This is a genomic window from Pseudohoeflea suaedae, from assembly GCF_004354915.1.
GTDB classification, from domain to species: domain Bacteria; phylum Pseudomonadota; class Alphaproteobacteria; order Rhizobiales; family Rhizobiaceae; genus Pseudohoeflea; species Pseudohoeflea suaedae.
Genome location: NZ_SMSI01000003.1, coordinates 448,050 through 468,348, shown reverse-complemented (window position 1 = coordinate 468,348; position 20,299 = coordinate 448,050). Strand labels below are relative to the sequence as shown.

The 20,299-nt window shown below is 60.5% G+C and carries 15 protein-coding genes and 1 pseudogene; 2 read left to right on the top strand and 14 right to left on the bottom strand.

Annotation, left to right across the window (positions count from 1 at the left end; all coding sequences use genetic code 11):
* Positions 1-3: 3 nt before the first annotated feature.
* The 5 genes from npdG to E2A64_RS15780 all read right to left on the bottom strand — a co-directional run bounded on the left by npdG (position 4) and on the right by E2A64_RS15780 (position 4,269).
* Complete coding sequence (gene npdG, locus E2A64_RS15800) at positions 4-669, bottom strand: NADPH-dependent F420 reductase (protein WP_133285452.1); 666 nt, start codon at positions 667-669, stop codon at positions 4-6.
* A gap of 142 nt (positions 670-811) precedes the next feature.
* A complete protein-coding gene (locus E2A64_RS15795; RefSeq protein ID WP_133285451.1) occupies positions 812-1,528 on the bottom strand; it encodes an ABC transporter ATP-binding protein in 717 nt (238 codons plus the stop codon).
* Positions 1,521-2,321 (bottom strand): ABC transporter ATP-binding protein, encoded by an 801-nt coding sequence (locus tag E2A64_RS15790; RefSeq protein WP_133285450.1) that lies wholly within the window; start codon positions 2,319-2,321, stop codon positions 1,521-1,523. The genes E2A64_RS15795 and E2A64_RS15790 overlap by 8 nt, the downstream gene beginning before the upstream one ends.
* Positions 2,321-3,400: a branched-chain amino acid ABC transporter permease gene (locus E2A64_RS15785; RefSeq protein WP_133285449.1), complete on the bottom strand. Its 1,080-nt coding sequence runs from the start codon at positions 3,398-3,400 to the stop codon at positions 2,321-2,323. Before E2A64_RS15785 ends, E2A64_RS15790 begins: the two co-directional genes overlap by 1 nt.
* Positions 3,397-4,269, bottom strand: a complete 873-nt coding sequence (locus E2A64_RS15780) for a branched-chain amino acid ABC transporter permease (RefSeq protein WP_133285448.1) — start codon at positions 4,267-4,269, stop codon at positions 3,397-3,399. The genes E2A64_RS15785 and E2A64_RS15780 overlap by 4 nt, the downstream gene beginning before the upstream one ends.
* 507 nt (positions 4,270-4,776) lie before the next feature.
* Here E2A64_RS15780 and E2A64_RS15775 point away from each other — a divergent pair.
* Positions 4,777-5,268 carry an Lrp/AsnC family transcriptional regulator gene (locus tag E2A64_RS15775; protein WP_133285447.1) on the top strand — a complete coding sequence of 164 codons (492 nt, stop codon included), beginning with the start codon at positions 4,777-4,779 and terminating at the stop codon, positions 5,266-5,268.
* Between the two features lie 54 nt (positions 5,269-5,322).
* Here E2A64_RS15775 and E2A64_RS15770 read toward each other — a convergent pair whose 3' ends face one another.
* Entirely contained in the window at positions 5,323-6,477 is a 1,155-nt protein-coding gene (locus E2A64_RS15770; RefSeq protein ID WP_428977493.1) for an ABC transporter substrate-binding protein, read from the bottom strand.
* Positions 6,478-6,742: 265 nt separating this feature from the next.
* Between E2A64_RS15770 and pyrC the strand changes: the two genes are divergently transcribed.
* On the top strand, positions 6,743-7,780 hold the full coding sequence (pyrC, locus tag E2A64_RS15765) for a dihydroorotase (protein ID WP_133285534.1): 1,038 nt from the start codon (positions 6,743-6,745) through the stop codon (positions 7,778-7,780).
* Between the two features lie 328 nt (positions 7,781-8,108).
* Here the strand turns inward: pyrC and E2A64_RS18070 are convergent.
* The 8 genes and pseudogenes from E2A64_RS18070 to E2A64_RS15730 all read right to left on the bottom strand — a co-directional run.
* Positions 8,109-8,463: pseudogene (locus E2A64_RS18070) on the bottom strand (IS3 family transposase); the annotation flags it as partial.
* 208 nt (positions 8,464-8,671) lie between these two features.
* Entirely contained in the window at positions 8,672-10,186 is a 1,515-nt protein-coding gene (cysG, locus tag E2A64_RS15760) for a siroheme synthase CysG (protein WP_133285445.1), read from the bottom strand.
* Entirely contained in the window at positions 10,158-12,815 is a 2,658-nt protein-coding gene (locus E2A64_RS15755) for a nitrate reductase (protein WP_133285444.1), read from the bottom strand. Before E2A64_RS15755 ends, cysG begins: the two co-directional genes overlap by 29 nt.
* Before the next feature lie 5 nt (positions 12,816-12,820).
* A complete protein-coding gene (nirD, locus tag E2A64_RS15750; protein WP_133285443.1) occupies positions 12,821-13,153 on the bottom strand; it encodes a nitrite reductase small subunit NirD in 333 nt (110 codons plus the stop codon).
* A 9-nt stretch (positions 13,154-13,162) separates the two neighbouring features.
* The gene (gene nirB, locus E2A64_RS15745; protein WP_133285442.1) at positions 13,163-15,619 is read right to left on the bottom strand and encodes a nitrite reductase large subunit NirB; all 2,457 of its coding nucleotides are present in this window, start codon (positions 15,617-15,619) and stop codon (positions 13,163-13,165) included.
* A 5-nt stretch (positions 15,620-15,624) separates the two neighbouring features.
* Entirely contained in the window at positions 15,625-17,403 is a 1,779-nt protein-coding gene (locus E2A64_RS15740; RefSeq protein ID WP_133285441.1) for an ABC transporter ATP-binding protein, read from the bottom strand.
* 23 nt (positions 17,404-17,426) lie between these two features.
* Complete coding sequence (locus E2A64_RS15735; protein WP_133285440.1) at positions 17,427-18,512, bottom strand: ABC transporter permease; 1,086 nt, start codon at positions 18,510-18,512, stop codon at positions 17,427-17,429.
* Positions 18,513-18,621: 109 nt separating this feature from the next.
* A complete protein-coding gene (locus tag E2A64_RS15730; RefSeq protein ID WP_244598332.1) occupies positions 18,622-19,962 on the bottom strand; it encodes a CmpA/NrtA family ABC transporter substrate-binding protein in 1,341 nt (446 codons plus the stop codon).
* Positions 19,963-20,299 lie beyond the last annotated feature (337 nt).

The window sequence follows — 20,299 nt, the reverse complement described above, 5'->3', positions numbered from 1 at the left end:
GAATCAGGCCTGCGCCGCGTCGTCCAGACCGGTAATGGCGATGCCGGCACCCAGAACCTTGTAGTTCCGGTTGATCCAGATGAGCACGGATGTCAGCGCTTCCGCCGCCGCCGAGTTGGCCAGCACGCCGCCGCCAACGCCGCGGTTGGCAACAGCCCCGGCAAGTTTGATGACCAGATTGCGGGCATCCTTGTCATCGCTGAAGACGAGAACGTCGCAATCGGCGCGGCCGCCCTTGTGAAGCTTTGCCGCGCCGACATTGTGAAACGCCGAGACGACCTTCACACCTTCACCCAGCAGATCCTGTGCGATCTGGGCGGCCGATCCTTCAGCGGGAAGCTGGACACGGGAAACCTTCGGTGGCACGAGGGGAACGGCGGCATCCACCAGGATCTTGCCCTGTACGGCCTCGCGGATTTCGCTCAGCGTCGAATTGTGATTGGCAAAGGGAACAGCGAGCACCACCACGTCCGCGCCTTCGGCGGCACCGAGATTGTCGCGGCCGGTGACCCCCTCACCCAATTCGGCGGCAACCGCCTGAGCCTTGTCGGCAGTACGCGAGCCGATGATCACGGCATACCCGGCTTTCGCCCAGGCCCGTGCCAGTCCGGAACCGAGGTCGCCGGTTCCACCGATGATGCCGATGACGGGTGATGAAGTGTGAGTCATGTCTGTCCTACCTGTTGCCTCGAGTGCAGCGACTGCCTGTATCCGGCGACGACAAACTCGACCGCCGCGCGAGGCCATATTGATACTATCTTTAGAATGATAGTGCAAATACTATCTCGCGCGGCGGTGCACTCGGCAGGGCTCAGGCGTGAACGCCCGCCCCCAGATAGGCCTCCCGCACATGCGGGTTGGAGATGAGGTCCTGCCCCTCTCCCTCGAGCACCATGGAGCCTGCCTCCAGGAGGTAGGCGTAGCTGCACATGTCGAGTGCGGCGAACGCGTTTTGCTCCACCATCATCACCGTTGTCCCGGAATCCCGGATTTCCTGGATGATGTGGAAGGTCTGCTCGACGATGTTCGGCGCAAGCCCAAGCGAGGGCTCGTCGAACATGATCAGCTTCGGCCGGGACATCATTGCCCGCCCGATCGCCAACATCTGCTGTTCGCCGCCCGAAAGCGTGCCGGCCACCTGCGCCCGCCGTTCGGCGAGGCGCGGAAACAGGTGGAAGATCCGGTCGACATCGCTCTGGATGGCTTTGGCATCGTGGCGCAGATAGGCCCCGATCTCCAGATTTTCCAGCACCGACATCTCACCGAAGACGCGTCGGCCTTCGGGGCAGTGAGCAATTCCCTTGGCGAGGATTTTTCCGGCTGCCATTCCGGTGATGTCCTCACCGTCGAAGATGATCTGGCCCGAAGCTGCCGGTACCAGACCGGAAATCGCGCGCAACGTCGTGCTCTTGCCGGCGCCATTGGCGCCCACCAGCACGACCAGTTGCTTGGCCGGCACCTTGAGAGAGATTCCGTCGAGCGCGGTGACCTTTCCGTAACGGCAGACGAGGTTTTTGATCTCAAGCATTCTTGACGCCTCCGCCCAGGTAAGCGGCAATCACTTCCGGGTTGTTCTGGATTTCGGTTGGGGTACCGTTGGCGATGATGCGCCCATAATTGAGCACCACGATCCGGTCGGATATCTTCATCACCATCGGCATGTCGTGCTCGACCAAAAGGATCGTCTTCCCCATCTTGCGCAGGCGCATGAGGAGCTCGATGAAACGACTGGTCTCCGAAGCGTTCATGCCGGAGACCGGCTCATCGAGAAGGAGCGCGCTTGGATTGGCCGCAAGCGCCAGCGCGACGCCCAGCAAACGCTGGTCCCCATAGGGCAGGCTCCCGCCCGCTTCGTTCGCCTGATGTTCGATTCCGACGAGGCGCAGCGTTTCCCACGCCTCTTCGCGCAATGCCTCTTCGGCGCGGCGCTCCCTCGGCAAGCCCAGCAACGTTCCGAAGAGACTCGGGGACGTCCGCCGATGAAGGCCAATGAGAACGTTGTCGAAGACGGAAATCTTCTCGAACAAGCTGGTGCGCTGGAATGTCCGTACGAGGCCGAGTCCCGTCACCTCGTGGGGCTTGAGCCCCTCGAGGCTGGTGCCGCGGAACGTGACGGTGCCCCGTGTGGGACGCTGAAACCCGGTGATGACGTTGAAGGCCGTCGTCTTGCCGGCTCCGTTGGGGCCGATCAGGCTGACGAGTTCTCCCTCGTGCACATCGAAGCACATGTCCGAGATCGCGACCAGCCCGCCGAATTGCACGGCGACATGGTCGACCGACAGGATCGGCTTGGACGCGGATGTTGCTACACTGGTGTCCATCACGAATTCCCCTTTCCTGAACCAGACAGCGCGAGAGCCGAGCCGTCGCCGCTCGAACCGCCGCTGGAGGCGCCCCGTCCGGTCGGCGAGCGCGATGCGCCGCCGCGGTTGAACCAGCGCTCGATCGCCGGGACGATGCCTTCCGGCAGGACGAAGACGATCAGGATCATCAGCACGCCGTAGAGGATCCACTGGACCTCGGGCCCGACATAGCTGCGCAGCACGACCGGCGCGATGCCGAAGATCAGCCCGCCGACAACCGGCCCGGCCAGCGTGCCCTTGCCGCCGGTGATGACCATGATGACCATGGTGACGGTGTTGAGAAACATGAAGATCATCGGATCGATGATCTGGATGTAGTGGGCGTAGAGACCGCCGGCGAGACCGGCCAGCGCGCCCGAGAAGACCGCGGCGAGCACCAGATATTTGGTCACGCTGATGCCAACGGAGACGGCGAGGGTTTCATTCTCGCGAAGGGCGATCATCGCCCGGCCATAGGGCGAGTAGACCAGCCGACGGATCAGCACATAGGTCAGCACGATCACAGCGAGAACGAAGTAGTAGTTCTGCGCCTTGCCCCAGAGCGTCAGGTAGCCGCTCCATTCGAAACCGAGGGTCATCGGCGGAATTCCCGGCAGCGCAAGCGGTCCGTTGGTCAACTCGACCCAGTTGAGCGAAACGAGACGGACCACCTCGGCGAAACTGATCGTCACGATGACGAAGTAGGCGCCGCGCACCCGGAAGGCGAGCTTGCCGATCAGGTAGCCGCACAGGCCTGCCGCCAGCGCACCGAAGATCAACCCGACGAAGGGCGGCCATGGCTCGTGGACGATCGGCATGCCGAATATGGTCACGCTGAAGCCGAGCGAGGTCAGCGCGCTGACATAAGCGCCGATGCCGAAGAAGGCAACGTGGCCGAGGCTGAGCTGCCCGGTGAAACCGAGCAGCAGGTTGAGGCTCATGGCGGCAAGCATGAAGATGCCCGTCACGACCAGCGTATGAAGGTAGTACTGATCCTGCAGCCACAGCGGCACGGTCGCGAAGAAGGCAAGGATCAAGAGAGAGGCTATCAGTTTCATCCGACACGCTCCGCCTTGGCGAATAGACCTGTCGGCCTAAACAGAAGTACGATGATGATGATGACGAAGCCCATCGCGTCGCGGTAACCCGACGAGATGTAGCCGGCCCCGATTTCCTCGGCAAAAGCCAGGATGAAGCCGCCGATGGCCGCCCCCGTGATATTGCCGAGACCGCCGAGAATGACGATCGCAAAGGCCTTGAGCGACGCCAGATCGCCCATCGTCGGAGTGACGACGAAGACCGGACCGAGCAGCGCGCCGGCAGCGGCGGCGAGCGCCGAACCGAAGCCGAAGGTCATGGTGTAGATGGAGTTGATGTTGATCCCCATCAGTGCCGCGGTATCGCTGTCTTGGAAGGTCGCGCGCATCGCCTTGCCGAGTTTGGTGCGATTGATCACCATGTAGCTGGCCGCGATCAACGCCAGCGCGATCACCAGAACCATGACGCGCAGCCACGAAACGGAGACCGGACCGATGACGAGCGGCGCTTCCGGAAGCGGCGACGTGATCGACTTGGCAATGCCGCCCCAAGCCAGATGCTCGGTGTTCTGCATCACGATCCAGGCGCCGATCATGATCAGCATTGTGGTGTCGATGTCGGCGCCCCGCTTGGGCCGCAGAAGAAGAAATTCGATGATGGCGCCGAGCAGCATTCCCGCCGCGATCGCGAAGGCGATCGACACGAAGAAGTTCATGCCGAGAATGGTCGCGAAAAAGTACATCATGTACGCGCCGAAAGCGTAAAGCTCGCCATGCGTGAAATTGACAATCCTCATAATACCGAAGATCAGGGTAAGGCCGATGCCGAGAAGAGCATAAGTCCCGCCCATGATGATGGTGTTTACGAGGTGCTGAAGTAGTTGATCCAACTCTTCATCTCCCTTTCGAAGTCTATCGAAATGCTGCACCTGGCACTGCACGGCAGCGTCCGGGGACAAGACCCGCCGCCAACTTCTCCGTTCAGTACCGCCATACCAACAGCTACAAATTCCCCGCAGTCCTCTCTTGGATAGCAGGCCTGCTTCCCATCTGTTGACCTTCGCACCCAGAACACGGCAGTTTGGCTTCTACGTTCTGCGCATCAACATCGTTGACGGGTAAATTCATCCTATCTTTATATCCTACCAATGACAATACCATTTTGCGGAGCGAGTGATATCTCCACCCCGGCCATTTGCAGCTTGATCCCTGTCTGTCGGGGTGCGCTTCCTTCCGCTTCGACGAAAGGCGAGCGAGATGCGACGCCACCCACCCCACTGCGGAATGGCGAGGAAGGCTCTCGTCGTTTAGGAAATGAAATTTACTTTCATCAGCCAGGCTGACGGCAGACGATTCAGAGCGAGTATTGAAATTTTCTTCGAACAAGGGAGGCTTTCTTGGCCACACTCGGGAAATCCGTCGGCAAGCTCGATTCATTTGATCTTGCCATTCTGGAGATACTGCAGAGGGACAATACGACGCCGCAGCGGACTATTGGCGAGGAGGTCAATCTGTCGCCCGCGGCTGTGCACCGGCGCATTCGGCAGATGCAGAAAACGGGCGTGATCGTCGGAAATTATTCCGCCATTGACCCTCAGAGGGTGGGCCGCCCGCTGACGATCGTCGTTGAAGTGGACATCGAGAGCGAGCGGATCGATCTGCTCGACGCGGCGAAGCGGAGCTTCACGAACGATCCGGCCGTTCAGCAGTGCTATTACGTGACCGGAGAGGCAGACTTCGTGCTCATCGTCATAGTACCGTCCATGACCGATTACGAAGCCCTCACCCGCCGGCTGTTTTTCGTCAACAACAATGTCAAGAAGTTCCGCACGCTGGTGGTCATGGAGCGGGTCAAGACCGGCGTTGCGATCGATCTGACCGATTCATGAGAAAGGCCCGCCTCGAGAAGGCGGGCCTTATTCATTCAACGCTTCATTGCCAGATCAGGACTTCGGGATCTCGATCTTTCCGTCGACAATCTTGATGAGGGTGCCGTTGGTCATGTACTGGCCGCTTTCGCGCCCTTCCGGACCATCCTTGGTGAAGCTGACCATGCCGTTAAGCGCGGGAACTTCGACTTCCCACATGGCGTCCTTGATTGCCGCGGGGTCGGCCTTGCCTGCCTTTTCGATCGCCGCCGCAATAACCTTGATGCCGTCATAGCCGCGATAGCTCTCGGTCAGGCCGGCCTTGGCATATCCCGCGTCTTCCCAGGCCTTGATAAAGGCTTCCGCTTGATCCGGATGGGCCGTCATTTCCGGCTTCCAAGGCGCAAAGAACACCATATGGGAGGTGCCGTTGGCGGCGGATCCGGCTTGATCGATGAGCTGGTCCGGGTTCTGCGAGCCGCCGGTCGTCACGATTTGCTTCGTGATCCCGAGCGAGGCGGCCTGCTTGAGAAGAAGCGTGAGCTGTTCGACCGCGGTGGTCACGATGATGGTGTCGGAGTCCGACGCCTTGATCTTGGAAAGCTGGGCGCTGAGGTCCTGCGCACCCTGATCCATCATTTCCTTGAGCCCGACCTCGATACCTTCCTTGCCGAGAGCTTCCGAAAAGTCATTGATCGTGCCGATGCCCCAGTCGTTGTTGATCGCCAGGAAGTCGACCTTCTTTATGTTGAGCTGCGGCAGGTATGTCTTGAACAGCTGCGCTTCCACCCAAGACGGGGGCGAGATGCGGAATACATAGGGATTTCCCTGGCGGGTGATCTTCGAGGAAGACGAAGTCTCGACGAGCATGGGGACTTCGTATTGCATCAGCTTCGGCATGGCCGCCAATGTCAGGCTCGACCCCCAGGCACCCATCATCACCGGAACCTTGTCGCTGACGATGAGCTTCTCGGCCACCGCAGCCGCCTCGGTTGGGTTGCTCTTGTTGTCCTCGATGACGAGTTCGATCTGCTCTCCCAACACGCCGCCGTTCTCGTTGATTTCCTTGGCCGCCAGTTCGGCGCCCTCTACGATATAGTTGCCGGACGCTGCGAAAGGACCTGTCAGCGGCTGGTTGACGCCGATCTTGATCACGTCCGCATTGGCGATCGAGCTTGTCGCAAGCAATACGGAAGCGACAAATGTGCAAATTTGCGTTGTGTTCCTCAAAATTCTCTCCTCCCTTGGTGACCGCCTCAACTGCCGAGACGAGACGATCTGCAAACTCATCCAACAAGTGGGTTGGCATGCGGCAGTCTTCATATCATACTATCTATAGAATGATAATTCAATTACATTTCGCCGACTCGCCATATGCGTACTTCCCTGATGGTGAGCCTGCCACTTGAATATCAAAATTTGGCGATATTTCAGTATGCTGCGGCTGCACGGGCCAACAAGCAGATGTCGCGAGCCACCGGAAACGAGGAAGATGTTGAGCACGATCGAAATAACACGGCCCGACGATTGGCACCTCCATCTGCGCGATGGCGCAGTGATGGAAGCGGTAACGCCTGAAAGCGCGCATCATTTTGCCCGCGCCATCATCATGCCCAATCTGGTGCCACCAGTCGTCACCAAGGCTGATGCGGAGGCTTATCGAGATCGCATCCGCGCCTGCATTCCGCCAGGCGCTGATTTCACCCCTCTGATGACGCTGTATCTCACCGAGAGCACGGATGCCGCCGATGTCGCGGAAGCATTCAATTCCAACACGGCCCTCGCCGTGAAACTCTATCCGGCAGGCGCGACCACCAATTCGCATTCCGGGGTGCGCAATCTCGATAACGTCATGGGCGTTTTGGAAACCATGGCGAAGATCGGCATGACGCTCTGTATGCACGGCGAAGTGACCAGCAGCGACGTTGATATCTTCGACCGCGAGAAGGTGTTTATCGAGACCGTGCTCGATCCTCTAAGGAACCGCCTTCCAGAACTTCGCATCACCATGGAACACATAACGACCAAGGATAGTGTCGAATACGTGCGCGGTTCAGAGAAAAATCTGGCAGCTTCCATCACCCCGCATCACCTGATGATCAACCGCAATGCCATTCTGGCGGGAGGCATTCGCCCGCACTATTATTGTCTGCCGGTTGCCAAGCGCGAACTCCACCGGCTGGCGCTCCGCAAGGCTGCGACCTCGGGGGATCCGCGCTTCTTCCTTGGTACCGATTCAGCACCGCACGTCGATCCGATGAAGGAATGCGGATGCGGATGTGCCGGCCTTTTCACGGCATCCAACGCCATAGCTTGCCTGGCTCAGATATTTGAAGACGAGGGCGCGCTCGACAAGCTCTCCGGCTTCACATCACATAACGGCAGCATCTGGTATGGCCTCGACATCAACAAGGGAACGCTTACCCTCACTCGCAGCGAGAAAGCCGTTTCGTTTCCAACTCGAATTCAAACGCGCGACGGCAATATTACCGTATTCGATCCGCAAACTTCGGTTTACTGGACTGCAATTTAGGCGAAGAATTATTTATTCCGAATATGTAATTCATCCATGATCGAATTATCTGCGCCTGGATCGCCAGCCGGAAAATCCCATGATCCGGCGGTCCGGCATCGGGTCTCGGAGCGCAAGACAGAAGACGCTCCCGAAGACCGGAGGGAAATCGGTCTCAGGCCGGCCTGTCACACTTCCAAAACCGCGCGTCCTGCTACTCGGCTATACAGTCAATTCTCATCTTCGGTGGAAAATTTGGTAGCGGAGGCCCGCTTTAGACAATCACCCCACCTTAAGATGCAGTGTTTCTCGGTGTCTCGTTTTGTTGCAAGTGGGTGGGCAATTGGAAGACAGCGGCCAGGCATCCCCGACTGAAGTCATTAATCACACTCAGGATGCGAAACCAGAGACCACACGACAGGTTGTCTGATACGAAGTCCACAATCCACCGCTGGATCGGGCCTTGCGGCATTGCCGTAGGCTTTCTGGTACCCATGGCTCCTTCCTGTCACCACGTTTGCGCACGGTGAGCCCTTCCAGTTTGCAGAGGCTATACGGTTTCTTCCAATTCACCTGCCACCCTCTCGCTTCAGTTGGACCTGATGAGGCCGAAAACCCAACCACCGGCGACCAGACAAATACTTCACCCGTGCTTGCAGATCAGCATCTTGCGACCGCGCGGAAAATCTCCGGCTGTAAAAACGCAATGGCTCGTGCGCTCACTTGCCGCCTGCGAAAATGACGACGTCCGCCGCCTCCGCAAACACCTCGAAAGCCGTGGTCACGACCGCAAGCACATGTATATGGCCTATTATTGGGAAAAGCAGCGAGCGGACAACAATAACGGCGCCTGCGACCGTGTCAACGATGCAACTAAAATGGCTCGCGGGTAGTGCGTTGAGGATATCGACTTTAGGAGCGTGCACCTAAATAAATACTACATAGGCCGGACGATAGTTCGGTGCATCGACTTGCACTCCTGCTTACGCTTGCAAAGACGGAGCCAATTCCAATCAGGACAGGGTTGTCCAGACCAAGTTCGGCCGCCCCGTAGGAAAGTGCCGAAAGCTTCCCACTCCATCGCCGTTCATCAGGGCGTGCTATTCCCGACATCATGACCACCGGAAGGTCGGCCGGCAGACCCTCTTCAATCAATCGCTTGCTGATCTCTGCGGCGGTCCTTCCGCCCATGTAGAAAATCGTAGTGGTGCGCAGGTCGGCGACGGCAGACCAGTCGACATCCGAAGGCAAGACACCCTTGCGGCTATGACCGGTAATGAAACGCACCGACTGCGCATGATCGCGATGGGTGAGTGAAACGCCAAGCGTCGATGCCATCGCAAGTGCCGAAGTTATGCCCGGAACAACTGAAACCGGGATGTTTTCAGCATCAAGCCTCGCGATTTCCTCCCCTGCCCGGCCGAAGATCATCGGGTCGCCGCCCTTGAGCCGCACGACATGCTTTCCGGCCTTGGCGAGCTTGACCATCATCTCGTTGATGTCTTCCTGGCGGCAGCTTTCGCGGCCGCCGCGTTTGCCCACCAACATGCGTCTTGCTTCCCGTCGCGCAAGTTCGAGCACGTCGGCAGAAACGAGATCGTCGAACAAGATCACGTCGGCAGCCTGAAGCGCGCGCACGGCCTTTAGCGTCAACAGCTCCGCATCACCCGGACCGGCACCCACCAGCGTCACGCGTCCGCCATGCATGCCCGACGCGATCCGGTTGCAGTCTCCAAGAATTTGGCTCGAGGCGGCGTCGGGGACGTCGCCGGAGAAGGCCCGATCGACGAAGCGTTCCCAGAACAGGCGCCGCTCAGGTCCCGGCTTCAGCCGTTCGCAGATCACGCCACGCATCGTCTGCGCCAGTCCCGCCCACCGCGCCAGAGACTGCGGCAGAAGCGCCTCGATGCGGCGACGGATCGCCTGGCCGAGCACCGGCGCAGCGCCATCGGTCGAAATGGAGACGACCGCCGGAGAACGATTGACGATCGAACCGAAACGGAAATCGCAGAACGGCGGATTGTCGATCACGTTCACAGGAACCCCGGACGCCTTGCCAGCTCGATGAAACTCTGCGGCCTCATTATCGTCTTCCGCTTCACAGATGGCGATCTCGACGCTTTTAAAATCCTCTCCCATCCAGCTTCGGCGGATCAGCTCATAGCTCTCATGATCCGGTGCGTTGGCAATGATATCGAGCAACAGATCGCATGGCACGTCGGCGACGACCAGGACATGCGCGCCGGTTGCCGCGATCAACTGCGCTTTCCAGGCGGCCGCCTCGCCGCCGCCGGCGACCAGCACCCGGCGTCCCTCGAGCTTGAAGAACACGGGCAATACAGCCAGCGGAGCGACACGGGCATGCGCCTTGTCGCGCGAGCGAGCGCGCGTTGAAACTTCATTCGGCTGCAGCAACGAGACATCCATTGATGATCCTCCCGATTTCCGCGCGGCAGGAGCCGCAATTGGTTCCGGCGCCGAGCGTATCGCCCACCGCGTTGACACTGTGGCAACCGCCGTGGACGGCGTCGACGATCTGGTTGATGCCGATCCCGTAACAGGCACATACGGTCGCTCCGGGGTCTTTCTGTCCGCCGCCCGGGCGACCGGCGGAAAGGCTCAGCCGCTCGGCCACGCCGAGACCATCGGAGGCGAGCTGGCTCACGATCCAGTTGCGGGCAACGGCCACGGGTTCACACGCGAGATAAAGGGCGGCGACCAGCTTGTCGCCATTGAAGAAGACATGACGCTCGACGCCCGCGACCCTGTCGGAGTAGCTGGAAACGGTCAGCTCATCGCGCAGAGCAAGTGAATCACGCAGCCATTGCGCCCAGTCCTCCACCGCCGCATCGGCAGCGATCTCACTGCGCCAGCCGCCTGCTGTCCGCGCGGTTGCCCAATAGGCGAGATCGCCGAAATCCGGTTTGTCACGCGAGACCATGAACCCGTAGGTCGTGACCTTGAAACAGCGGATCGTGGCGCGCGACTGTTTCGAAGCTGGCTGGCCGGACACCGGATCGACAACCGGCGGCACCAGCGCATCGACGCGCGCATGGCCGGAAAATTCTCCGCTCCAATGCATCGGGACGAAGAGCGACCCTCGCGCCTGGCGGTTGGTGACAAGCGCCCGCAGGATCACATCGCCCTTCTCGCCCGAAACACGCACGAGGCCCGCCGGAGAAATCCCGTTTTCGGAAGCGTCGGACGGATGAATTTCCACAAAGGGTTCGGCGAGATGGGCCGACAGTGTGGCACTGCGACCGGTACGCGTCATCGTATGCCACTGGTCGCGCACGCGACCGGTATTGAGCGTGAAGGCGCCCTTGCCGAGCGGTTTGGCGGCAAGTGCCGAGGTCACATCGACGAAGCGCGCCTTGCGATCGGCGGTATAAAATCCGCCTTCGGAGAAGAAGCGCGCATTGCCTTCGCCATCTGCAGGTCGCGGCCAACTGAACGGGGTCATCGCAGCGTAGGCTTCGGCGTCGACCCCTGCGTAGGCGCCGATATCAAAATCGCGCGCACCATCGTTCTCGAAAGTCGATAGCGCAGCGTGTTCGGCGAAGATATCCGCAGGGCTTTCGTAGGAAAACGCTGTTGCGAAACCCATGCGCCTGCCGACTTCGGCCAACTGCCACCAATCGGGCCGCGCCTGACCGGGTACAGGCAGGAACGCCCGCTGGCGTGAAATCCGGCGTTCGGAATTGGTCACCGTCCCATTCTTTTCTCCCCAGCCCGTGGCCGGCAGGAAGACATCGGCGAGCCGAGCTGTTTCCGTCGTGGCAAAGAGATCGGAAACGACGACGAAGGGACAGGCTGTAATCGCTTCGCGCACCCGGTCGGCGTCAGGCATGGAGACCACCGGGTTGGTCGACATGATCCACAGCGCCTTGATCCGCCCCGAGGCCACGGCCTCGAACAGGTCGACGGCCTTGAGGCCCGGCCGGTCGGCCACACGCGGCGCGTTCCAGAAGCGCTGGACGCGGTCGCGGTCTTGCGGTTTGTCGAGCGACATGTGCGCGGCCAGCATGTTGGCCAGACCGCCGACCTCACGACCGCCCATCGCGTTTGGTTGTCCCGTCAGCGAAAACGGCCCCATGCCGGGCCGTCCGATACGTCCCGTCGCAAGATGGCAATTGATGATCGCGTTCACCTTGTCTGTGCCGACGGAAGACTGATTCACGCCTTGCGAATAGCAGGTCACGGTCTTCGCCGTTCGCGTGAACAGCGCATAGAACGCCTCGACTTCCGCCGACGTCAGCCCGGTGCGCATGGCCACGGCGGAGCGCGACCAGCTTCGCGCTGCATCGAGCGCTGCCGGAAAGCCGGAGGTGTGGCGGGCCACGTAATCGCAATCGACCGCTCCGGCATTTCCCAGATAGGCGAGGAGGCCGAGGAACAGCGGAACGTCACTGTCAGGGCGTATGGCGAGGTGCGTGTCGGCGATGTCGCAAGTCGCGGTTCGGCGTGGGTCGATCACGACGATATTCATGGCTGACCCACGCCGTTCCTTCGCGGCGGCGATGCGCTGATAGAGAACCGGATGACACCAGGCGAGATTGGAGCCGGTCAGAACGACGAGATCCGCGTCCTCGAGATCCTCATAGGTTCCGGGTACCGTGTCGGATCCGAAGGCGCGGACGTGACCGGCAACCGAGGATGACATGCAGAGCCTGGAATTGGTGTCGATATTGGCTGAGCCGATAAAGCCCTTCATCAGCTTGTTGGCGACGTAATAGTCCTCGGTCAGAAGCTGGCCCGAGACGTAGAGGGCGACGGAATCCGGCCCATGCTCGGCGATTGCCGTCGAAAAGGCGTTCGCCACACGGTCCAGCGCGTCGTCCCATTCTGCGCTTTTGCCGGTGATGGTCGGCTCGAGCGCACGACCTTCAAGGCTGATGGTTTCAGCCAGCGCCGAACCTTTGGAACAGAGACGACCAAAATTGGCCGGATGGTCCGGATCGCCCTTGATCTCGACTGATCCGTCGGCGGACCGCCGCGCGATAACGCCACAGCCGACACCGCAATAGGGGCAGGTTGTGCGGACCACATCGCCCATAGTCCCTACTCCGCGGCCATCAGGCCGGAAGCCGCGAGGCCGATATAGAGAACGCCGTTGTCGTTCCGCACAGGTATGGTCGGTACGAAGCCTTGGTCCGCCCCCATCGCCTGACCGGTTTCAAGATCGATGACCATGTTGTGGAGCGGACAGGTCACTGCCCCGCCATGGACGATCCCCTGGCTCAACGGCCCGCCCTTGTGCGGGCAATGATCCTCCAGCGCGAAGACCTGATCCTCGGCGGTACGGAAAATGCCGATCTTGCCAGCCGGCGTCTTGATGCATCGCGCACCGCGGCGCGGAATGTCCTCGATACGGCCGATTTCGTGCCAGTCCATGACGCTCTCCTATTCCGCGGCTTCGGGAAAGCCGATGGTCGCCATCGGCCGGAACTCATGCTTGTCCTTGCCCGAGACACGCTCGGACCAGGGATCGACCTGTGCGAATTTCTGACTGAAGACGAAGCGGTCGAAATAGGCTTTGCGCTTGTCCGCATCGTCCATGATCTGGCGACGGACCTCGTCGTAGCCGATGCGCTTGGCCCACTTGTAGATGCGCTCGAGATAGCGGCCCTGCTCGCGGTACATCTGGGTGAGCGCGACGATGTATTCGAGCGCTTCCTCCTCGGTCTTGACGAGGCCCAGAACCTCGGTCCCCTTGATGTCGAGACCGGCGGCTCCGGCGAAGTGGATCTCGAAACCGGAATCCACACAGACGACGCCGACATCCTTGCAGGTCGCCTCAGCGCAGTTGCGGGGACAGCCGGAGACGGCAAGCTTCACCTTGGCTGGCGTCCAGGAACCCCACATGAACTTCTCGAGCTTGATGCCGAGACCGGTGGAATCCTGCGTGCCAAAGCGGCACCAGTCGGTTCCCACACATGTCTTCACCGTGCGAAGGCCCTTGGCGTAGGCCTGACCGGACACGAATCCGGCCTTGCCGAGATCGGCCCAGACGGCAGGCAGATCTTCCTTCTTGATACCAAGCATGTCGATGCGCTGGCCGCCGGTGCACTTGACGGTGGGGATGTTGAACTTGTCGACCACGTCGGCAATCGCACGCAGTTCCTTTGACGAGGTCACCCCGCCCCACATGCGCGGCACCACCGAATAGGTCCCATCCTTCTGGATGTTGGCGTGCACGCGCTCGTTGATGAAACGCGACTGGTAGTCGTCGGCATATTCATCCGGCCAGTCGCACACGAGGTAGTAGTTGAGTGCCGGGCGGCATTTGGCGCAGCCGCAGGACGACTTCCACTCCAGTTCCTGCATGACGGCGGGAATGGACTTGAGTTCCTTCGCCTTGATCAGCCGGCGAACGTCGTCGTGGCCCAGATCGGTGCAGCCGCACATTGGCTGGACGGCGGCGGGGTTGTAGGTGTCACCCAGCGTCAACGCCATCAGCTGTTCTACGAGCCCGGTACAGGTGCCACAGGAGGCAGACGCCTTGGTATGGGCGCGCACATCGTCGAGCGACGTGAGGCCCTTTTCGGTGATCGCGCCGGTGATCTTTCCCTTGCAAATGCCGTTGCAGCCGCAGATCTCTGCGTCATCCGGTAAGGCTGCAACGGCCGCCATAGGGTCCAGCGGGGCACCCCCCTGGTAGCTCTGGCCGAATATCAGCGTCTCCCGCATCTCGGAGATGTCGGTCGCCTTCTTCTTCAGGTCGTTGAACCATGCGCCATCGGCGACGTCGCCGAAGAGCACCGTTCCGATGATGCGGTTGTCCTTGAGGATGAGGCGCTTGTAGACCCCGGACGTGGCGTCACGGAGTACGATCTCCTCGCGGTCGTCGCCCTCGCCGAAATCACCCAGTGAGAACAGGTTGATGCCTGTCACCTTCAGCTTGGTCGGTGTGTCGGCATGGACAAAAACGGAGGACGTATCATCGCACAGATGCGCGGCGAGAACGCGGGCCATCTCGTAGAGTGGCGCGACGATGCCGTAGACCTGACCGTCCACTTCCGCGCATTCGCCAAGTGAGAAAATCACACCATCGGACGTCTGCATGGCGTTGTTGACGACGATGCCGCGATTGCAGGCAAGGCCGGCCTCTTGCGCAAGCCCCGTATTCGGTCGGATACCGACCGCCATGACCACGATGTCTGCCGGAATGATCTCGCCGCTGGCAAGCTCGATGCCCTCAACGTGACCATCGCCGATGATTGCCTTGGTGTTGGCCTTGGTGCGGACCTCGATGCCGCGGTCTTCCATCGCCTTTTGCAGCAGATAACCACCGGCGGGATCGAGCTGGCGCTCCATCAAGGTTGGCATGACGTGGATGACGGTGACATCCATGCCCTGCATCTTGAGCCCCGCGGCAGCCTCGAGGCCGAGTAGCCCGCCGCCAATGACGATGGCCCGCTTTCTGGTGCGGCTCGCTTCCAGCATCTTTTCGACGTCATCGAGATCGCGATAGGTGATCACGCCTGGAAGATCTGCGCCCGGAACGGGGATGATGAAGGGGTTGGAGCCGGTGGCAATCACCAGCTTGTCGTAGGCGGCGACCGTGCCCTTGTCCGAGGTGACAGTCTTTGCAGTTCGATCGATCGTAACGATTTTCTCGCCCCGGTGCAGGGTCACGCCGTGATCGGCGTACCACTGGTCACCGTGGATGATGATGTCCTCGTATGCCTTTTCACCCGACAGGACCGGAGAGAGCATGATGCGGTCGTAGTTCACCCGCGGCTCGGCATTAAACACCGTAACCTCGTAGCGGCCCGGAGCACGCTCGAACAGTTCATCCATCATCCTGCCCGGCGCCATGCCATTGCCTATGATGACCAGTCTTTCCTTGCTCGTCATGACATTCACTCCGCTGCCAGAAGGGAATTGCGTGTCTGGCGGGCAATGCGCGCCGCGCGCTTCTCTGAAATGGACTTGAGCTGTTCCTCGCTGGGGTTCGCCCCACCCTCATAGGCTTCGAGGAATTCCATCAGCTCTTCGCGATAGGCGTAGTAATCGGGGTGCGAAAGCAGCGCCTTGCGCGACCGCGGGCGGGGCAAGTCGACCTCCATGATGTTGCCGATCCGGGCATTCGGGCCGTTCGACATCATCACCACCCGGTCGGCGAGAAGGATTGCCTCGTCGACATCGTGGGTGACGCAGATCGTGGTCACCTCGGTGCGCTTCCAGACATCCATCAGCACTTCCTGGAGCTCCCAGCGCGTCAGGCTGTCGAGCATCCCGAATGGCTCGTCGAGAAGCAGCAGTTTAGGCGACAGGGCGAAGGCGCGCGCGATGCCGACACGCTGTTTCATGCCGTTCGACAGATCGGCGGCATGGCGATGCATCGAATCGGCAAGCCCGACACGCGAGAGATAATATTCGACGATATCCTTTCGCTCTGCGGCGGATGCTGCCGGGTAAACGCGATCGACGCCCAGTGCGACGTTCTCGCGCGCCGTCAGCCAGGGCATGAGCGATGGCGCCTGAAAAACGACCGCGCGTTCTGGACCGGCACCTGACACTTCCTTGCCGTCGAGAATGATGCCGCCGCCCGAGATCGGGTTCAGGCCGGCAGCCATCGACAGCACCGTCGACTTGCCGCAGCCCGAGTGCCCGATGATCGAGATGAACTCACCCTTCTTCATCTTGAGGTCGAAACCGTCGACAACGGTCAGCGGACCTTTTGGTGTCGGATAGACCTTCTTGACCTCGAAGAACTCGACGAAGCCCTTCTCGATCGGAGAACTCGCGGCCTTGAGATAGGCTTCCGGCAGTTTCCCGGTGTCGCCGGGAGCCTGCGTGATCGGCACCACGTCGGGCAGTTCGATCCCGATATCATCAGAGCCCTTGCGGCCCTCGCCCAAGTTCATCAGATACTCGGTGATCTCGCCACGCAGCCGTATGAATTCCGCATCATGGTTCATGTCGGCACGGTCGCGCGGCCGGGCGATGTCGACGGCGAAACTCTGCCCGAGTGTCGCCTTGGGGCCCGGTGTGAGCGGTATGATGCGATCGGCGAGCAGAATCGCCTCATCTACATCATTGGTAATGAGAACGATGGTCTTCTTCTCTGTCTCGCAGATTGCCGCGAACTCGTCTTGAAGCTTGGAACGGGTCAGCGCATCGAGCGCTGACAGCGGCTCATCGAGGAGAAGAAGGTCGGGCTGCATGGCGAGAGCGCGGGCGACAGAGACACGCTGGCGCATGCCACCGGACAGTTCCGCCGGCTTGCGATCGGCTGCGTGGGAGAGCCCGACCATATCGATATAGCGCCAGGTCAGTTCCTTGCGGACCTCTTTAACAACCGTCTTGTGAACGGCGTTGGTCGCGAGCGCGACGTTGTCGTAGACGGAGAGCCACGGCATCAGCGAATAGTTCTGGAACACCACCCCGCGCTTCGGGTCGGTTCCATGCACCGGCTCGCCCTTGAAGAGGATCTCGCCCTTCTCCGGAGTGGCGAGACCGGCAAGCAAGGAGATCAGCGTCGACTTGCCCGAGCCGGAGAACCCGACGATGGCGATGAACTCGCCCTCCCCGACCTCAAGATTGACGTCATCGAGGATCTCTTCACGCGACGCGCCCTCCCCGAAGCCCTTGGCTAGGCCCCTTGTCGAAAGAATATTCACGCCGGAATTGCCCATGGCTTTTCTCCCTGTCCCGTCGATCAGCGGTTGGCCGAGAAGGTGAAGGCTTGCTGGAGCGCAAACATGATGCGGTCGAGCACGAAGCCGATGATGCCGATGGTGAAGACGGCGACCATAATGCGGGCGAGCGAGTCCGACGATCCGTTCTGGAATTCATCCCACACGAACTTTCCGAGTCCGGGATTCTGGGCGAGCATCTCGGCGGCGATCAGCACCATCCAGCCCACACCGAGAGCAAGTCGAAGGCCGGTAAAGATCAGCGGCAGCGCGGACGGCAGCACCAGCTTGCGTACGGTGGTCGCGGTCGACAACTGAAGCACCTTGCCGACGTTGACGAGATCCTTGTCGATCGAGGCCACGCCAAGCGCGGTGTTAATCAATGTCGGCCAGAGCGAGCAGAGAGTGACGGTAATCGCCGAGATCAACATCGATTTCGGCAGCCAGTCCATCGGGTTTGCATAGAGCGCCGACACCACCATGGTGACAATCGGCAGCCAGGCGAGCGGAGAGACAGGCTTGAAGATCTGAACCAGCGGATTGATGGCGCCGTTGAAGGTCTTCGACAGGCCGGACGCGATGCCTAGCGGCACGGCGATGAGGGTGCCAAAGACGAAACCGAGCGCAACCGTCAGAAGTGAAGTCCCGATCTGGTCGATATAGGTGGGCTTGCCGGTATAGGCGCGCTCCTTGACCTTGTCTGTCTGCCCCTGGGCGGTGAGCTTCTGGTTGCGCGCCTCAAGGCGCTCGTAGAACTTCGTCGCCTTCTCGCGTTCGGCGAGATGGTCCTTCCAAAGGGCACCCGCCTGTTCCGCCACTTCAATTGGCCCCGGAATGGCTCCGAGCGACGTGTTGATCCGCGGTGCGAGCGTGCCCCAAAGAAGCAGGAAGGCGAGGATGCCGACCATCGGGATGACGAGCACACGCTTGAGGATGCCGAGTTGCTCGCGAACGTCATCACCGGCAGCCATACGCATCAGGGGCGGGATGAAACCGAGCCCCAGCGCGTTGAGCCAGACGGCGATACGGTTGATCCGCTGGAACAGCCTCTCGCGCCGTTCAGCCTTTGCCGGGTCTTCCGTTCCGTAGGTGTCGGTGACGTTCGTCATGGACTTGCCCTTCCGCTTGAAACATCCGGCGACCCGCGCCGCGTTTCGAAAGTCATTGAGGAGATTCGGGAGGCGGTCAGCGCCTTCCGCTTGTCGCTTTCGTCGGTCCTTATCCGCCGACGACTTCGCTGCCTTCGACCTTCTGTTCACCCTTCAGGCCGATCGGAAGCGCGTCGAGATAGGCGTTTGGCGTGCGGCCGTCATAGGCGATCCCGTCTATGATATCGGCGGCCGGCGTCGGCTCGCGGTAGCCGTCCGTGTCCCAGGGGAAATCGGCTTCATCGACCAGACCTTCCTCAACCAGCATCTTTGCGGCCTTGAGGTAGATGTCAGGGCGATAGACGGACTTGGCGGTCTCGTCGTACCAGCTGTCCGGCTTGGCGTCCGGGATCTGGCCCCAGCGGCGCATCTGCGTGAGATACCAGACAGCATCCGAGTAATAGGGGTAGGCCGCGAAATAGCGGTAGAAGACGTTGAAGTCCGGAACGTCGCGCTTGTCGCCCTTTTCGTATTCGAAGGTGCCGGTCATCGAGTTGGCGATGACCTCGGCGTCCGCACCGACATATTCCGAGCGCGACAGGATCTCGACCGCTTCCTCGCGGTTGGCGTTGTCGTTCTCGTCGAGCCACTTGGCTGCGCGGATCAGCGCCTTGGTGAGCGCCAGCGTCGTGTTCGGGTTTTCCTCGGTGAATTCCTTGGTCAGGCCGAAAACCTTCTCAGGATTGTTCTTCCATATCTCGTAGTCGGTGATCACCGGCACCCCGATACCCTTGAAGACGGCAGCCTGGTTCCAGGGTTCACCCACGCAATAGCCATAGATGGTGCCGGCTTCGAGCGTTGCCGGCATCTGCGGTGGCGGGGTGACAGAGAGAAGCGCATCGGCCTGGATCTGGCCGGAGACGTCCGATGGCGAGTAGTAGCCGGGGTTGATGTCCCCCGAGGCCAGCCAGTAGCGAAGTTCGTAATTGTGGGTCGAGACCGGGAAGACCATGCCCATGTTGAATGGCTTGCCCTCCGCCTTGAACTTGTCAATGACCGGCTTCAGTGCCGACGCCTTGATCGGGTGGACCGGCTTGCCTTCGGCATCCATCTCCACACGCGGCTTCATCATTTCCCAGATCTCGTTGGAAACGGTGATGCCGTTTCCGTTCAGGTCCATCGAGAAGGGCGTGACGATATGCGCCTTTGTTCCGAAGCCGATCGTTGCGGCAAGCGGCTGACCGGCCAACATGTGGGCGCCGTCGAGCTCGCCGGTGATCACACGGTCAAGCAGCACCTTCCAGTTGGCCTGCGGCTCGAGGGTGACGTAAAGCCCCTCATCCTCGAAATAGCCCATCTCCTTGGCGACGGCGAGCGGCGCCATGTCGGTCAGCTTGATGAAGCCGAAGGTCAGCTCGTCCTTCTCGACATCGAGCATTTCGGCATTGGCTGTCAGAGCGGACACGCTCATGAAACCGGCGACCAGCGCTGCAAGGCGCGACGACTTGAAACCCTTCATTCCCCGTACTCCCTCTCGGACCGCTTCCGGTCAAAAAAATGGGCGCCCAAACAGAAAAGCTGCCAAACCGCACTGGTCCGCCTCTCGTCGAAGCAGGTTGAGTGTGGTTTGGCAGCTTTGCCTGAAAGGGCGCCCGCCGTTGGACGCGAATGACCGGCGACCTTTTGCCGGTTCACAGACACGCTCAATTGCGCGCTGCGGGATAATTCATAGTGCGACGCACTCTGCAATGCAACTGGAAAATGACTCTTTTCCGCGCAAATGCTCCAATTGCCTATTTCATAATCAG